Source organism: Novipirellula herctigrandis, assembly GCA_007859835.1.
GTDB classification, from domain to species: domain Bacteria; phylum Planctomycetota; class Planctomycetia; order Pirellulales; family Pirellulaceae; genus Novipirellula_A; species Novipirellula_A herctigrandis.
Genome location: SJPJ01000001.1, coordinates 2,256,298 through 2,259,760, shown reverse-complemented (window position 1 = coordinate 2,259,760; position 3,463 = coordinate 2,256,298). Strand labels below are relative to the sequence as shown.

Annotated in this window: 3 protein-coding genes; 1 reads left to right on the top strand and 2 read right to left on the bottom strand. The window is 51.8% G+C overall.

The genetic code is table 11. The features are described from left to right. Nucleotides 1-38 precede the first annotated feature (38 nt). Entirely contained in the window at nucleotides 39-1,340 is a 1,302-nt protein-coding gene (locus CA13_RS08065) for a transposase (RefSeq protein WP_419194078.1), read from the top strand. A gap of 965 nt (nucleotides 1,341-2,305) precedes the next feature. On the opposite strand, the gene CA13_RS08060 is transcribed toward CA13_RS08065, so the two are convergent. Together CA13_RS08060 and CA13_RS08055 are read right to left on the bottom strand one after the other, a co-directional pair. Then, nucleotides 2,306-2,668 (bottom strand): hypothetical protein, encoded by a 363-nt coding sequence (locus CA13_RS08060; RefSeq protein ID WP_146395405.1) that lies wholly within the window; start codon nucleotides 2,666-2,668, stop codon nucleotides 2,306-2,308. A gap of 166 nt (nucleotides 2,669-2,834) precedes the next feature. After that, a partial coding sequence (locus CA13_RS08055; protein WP_419194077.1) for a PDZ domain-containing protein occupies nucleotides 2,835-3,463 on the bottom strand: 629 nt, incomplete at its 5' end.

Genomic DNA, 3,463 nt, shown 5'->3' with positions numbered 1-3,463 from the left:
CATTCGAAAGAAGCCTCATGAATTCTACTACAATCTCAATGTCGAAATCAACTCTTTTAGATCAACAAAACCAAAACATCACTGATGCTGGCAGAATCGTTAACGTCGGCTTCGATGTTGGCAGTGATTCGCTGTATTGGGCGATGGAGTTGTCGGGGAAATCAATCCGTGGCCAGTGTGAAAACAACAGTTCCGACATACGCACAACGCTCGAAGAGATCCGCAACGAAGTCCAACAACACGGTGACTATCAAATTCGTGTCCTCTGTGAGTCAACGGGCATCTATCATCGACGACTTCTGCAGCTGGCCGATGAACTCGGCATGCGAACCGCGTTGGTGCATGGAGAAGCCGTAGCCAAATTCCGCACGATTCAATTCGCCGATCATGGCAAGACCGACCAACGCGATCCCAAAGCGGTGCTGACGGTTGCCAAAGTCGGCAAACTGATCCAAGACCGTAAGCTTGATAAACATTACGCGCAGCTACGTGAACTTCATCGGTTGGTCCTCCGCTGTGAAGCCCGCATCAAGGTCGCCAAGTGCGAACTGCACGCTGATTTGAGAAGTCTGTTTGCGGATCTTCGATTGGACAAGTCGGTGTTGTACGGACCGACCGGCCGTGCGCTGATCGAGCAGTTCGCTGGCAACCCGCACGCGATTCTTGCGGTGGGCGAGGAAGCCTTCTACGGACGAATGAAAGCTTGCAGCAAACACACCAAGAAGGCGACTCTGAAAAAGCTCTGGCGAGCAGCAAACGATACGGCAAGCACTCAAAAGGATGACTTGGCTGCCACGCTTGCCGAAATCCGAGCCACCGCCGTGCAGCAACTTTATACGGAAATCACGACGTTTTTGCAGCAGCAACGACAAATCGAAAGTCAAATGCAAGAGCTTTACCTGACGCTTCAATCTTCCGATCCGCGGTTACCTGCTCCACGCAAGGGAGTCGTCACGCTTCGGATGCTTTCGCGTTTGGTCGCCGAGATGGGACCGCCGGATGATTTCCGCACGGTCTCGCAACTGATGCGTTATGCAGGGTTGAACTTGTGCGAACGTCAAAGTGGCAAATGGCGAGGCCGGACGACGATCAGCCGTCGCGGCCGGAGCGAACTACGTTACGTACTGAACTTGATGGCGATTCCGCTGGTCGGTCGCGGTAAGCTCTTTGGTGACTACTACTGGAAGAAGAAGGAAGCCGACAAGATGCCAGGTCAAAAGGCGAATGTTTGCGTGATGCGAAAGATTTTGAAAATGTTTTACGGTTGGTACAAGAGCGGCGAGCCATTCGATCCGGGTCGCGTCTTTGTGATGGCCAGCGAGCATGCCAAAGCGGCCTAGTCGAAACGTCCGTCAGCGATAACTTTTGAAATAGCGAAAACCTAGGAGGAACCCCTTCGACTGAGATATTGAACCTTGGCGACCGGTGATGACCACCATGGCATTATCAGTTGGCATCCGCCCAACATGATCGGTGCACATTGACCAGGCGAGTGAGTCTGAGTCCCGTCACACCGGTCGCTTTTATCCTGCGACATGGCCAATGAGTAAGATCAAGTGATTGCTCCGAACGAGAGCCCAAACGCGAACTTTGCCAGTCTAGGATTCGGTTCGATGTGTGAGTGGAAGCAACGAAACAGCGAAGTGCCAAACAGAACCAAGCAACACAAAGTTGCGCGCAAAAATGGGAGAGTCAACTCCAAGGGTAAAGCATGTCGAAGCTTCAGCGGCTTAACGCGAGCTCGAAGAATCGGCTCGCTTGCCGCTACGCCGCTTGACAAGCAAGCGTAAAGCGATGTCATGGTTCTGCCTCTTTTGAATCCCTGTTGAATTTCGTTTGTGCCGCCCATCGCGTTCCTGGTAGATAGCCGAGAATCCCCAAGAGAATTCCGATAGAGCCCAGAACAATCGGAATTACAGCACCGGTGAAACCGATCAGTTGAATAGTCTGCTGCGATGGTCCACCTGCTGAGGAACTCGTATTGACGAAGTAAATGCCACTAGCAAATCCAAGCAATATCGCACTGCCAAAGAAAAACAGAAGTGTCCAAACGCAAGTCAGGAGCACCTTCCTCGCGAACGCAATAACGGAACTTCCTCGCGATGCTGCAGCGGTATCTGCAGTGTGTTGTGGCGCTACGTATGGGTTGTGGTTTGATTCCATGAATCTTCTACGGAAGCCACCTTGATGGCAGAACGGCAGTCATCACCGAGGACCGCCAATGTGGATTCCATTTGAAATTGCGTCACGCGGTCCTTCGTGTGAATGAAATGGTTATCCGCCGCTTGGGAATGCAGGTCCGATATCACAGGACATCTTCCGGAAGTAAATCACCAAACAATTCATCACGTGGAGAACGATACCAAAGTACGAGTTCGTATATACCGCTGCAAGAGAATAGCAGTTTGCCGAGAAGTGAAACGGAAAAGCCAGTCGCTGCGAACGATATTACGATCCCGGTCAACGCAAGGAGAAAGTAGATAATGAGCGGAATAGCCGCCCAACGCTGTTGGAACCAAGTAAGTGCAGCGAACAGCCCAACGGATAGCCAGAAAACGCCGAATACGTTAGAGCCATCAACAAACGATCCGTAGGCAACAACGGGTGCGAAAAATGCAAGCAGCGGAGTGAACCACCCGATGCCCCATCCAGGGAAGCGAAATGTCATGTGCGTAAACGTTGTGTCGTAGACAGAAAGGATTTCAGTCGGATAACGTTGGCGTTAACCGCGTGTACGGTCCAACAGCTAAAGGTTAAGTGTAACAGTGGTCGTTAACGAAGGTAAAGACGCTTGAACGCCGGCAAAGCGAGTACACTGCAGTTCAACGCGGTGGTTATCCGTCCGTCGGTGTTTTCGACAAATCTCCGAGCGTAATGTACAGCCAAATTTTGTTGTCCGCTCGAAAAAGAGTGAGCAAAACCCTTTGGCCGGGCAGAAAATCAGCCAACGCCTCTTGGAGTTCGACAAACGAACGAACGCGATGACCGCCGACCGAGGTTATTGTGTCACCTCTCGTAATGCCTGCATTGCGTGCTGGTGAGCGATCGACAGTGTCGAAAACATTGAATGCCGGTCCGTGTAGGATACATTTCACCCCAAGGAATGCAATCGGGAAACGCCGGATATGCAGCTTAGGCTCTTCGTTAGCAATGTCGTTTAGCACTTTCCATGTCGCTGGCTCGACAGGCCCAACAATATGAATTGCCTTGGGATCTGAAATTGTTTTTATGAGCTCTCGACAGGCCGCAAGCTTCTGGTCGGTGTGCTGCCATTCGTGCGGGACCGCAAAACCGAAGACGACCTCCGGTTGTGCCGAGCTCTCGGGCTTCACAAGGATTTGGACTCCAGCTCGTTCTGCAATGGACGAAAGCTCACTTTCGTGAGCACACGCCATTGGCGAGCGTAGCGAGAGCAACGCCAGCAAAAGAAGCGATAGACGATTCATTGCAAACTCCGGTTTCC

What these genes read in the sequence shown, in the direction of transcription:
- CA13_RS08065 (WP_419194078.1), top strand. Translation starts at nt 39, where the DNA reads ATGTCGAAATCAACTCTTTTAGATCAACAAAACCAAAACATCACTGAT.
- CA13_RS08060 (WP_146395405.1), bottom strand. Translation starts at nt 2,668, where the DNA reads ATGACATTTCGCTTCCCTGGATGGGGCATCGGGTGGTTCACTCCGCTG.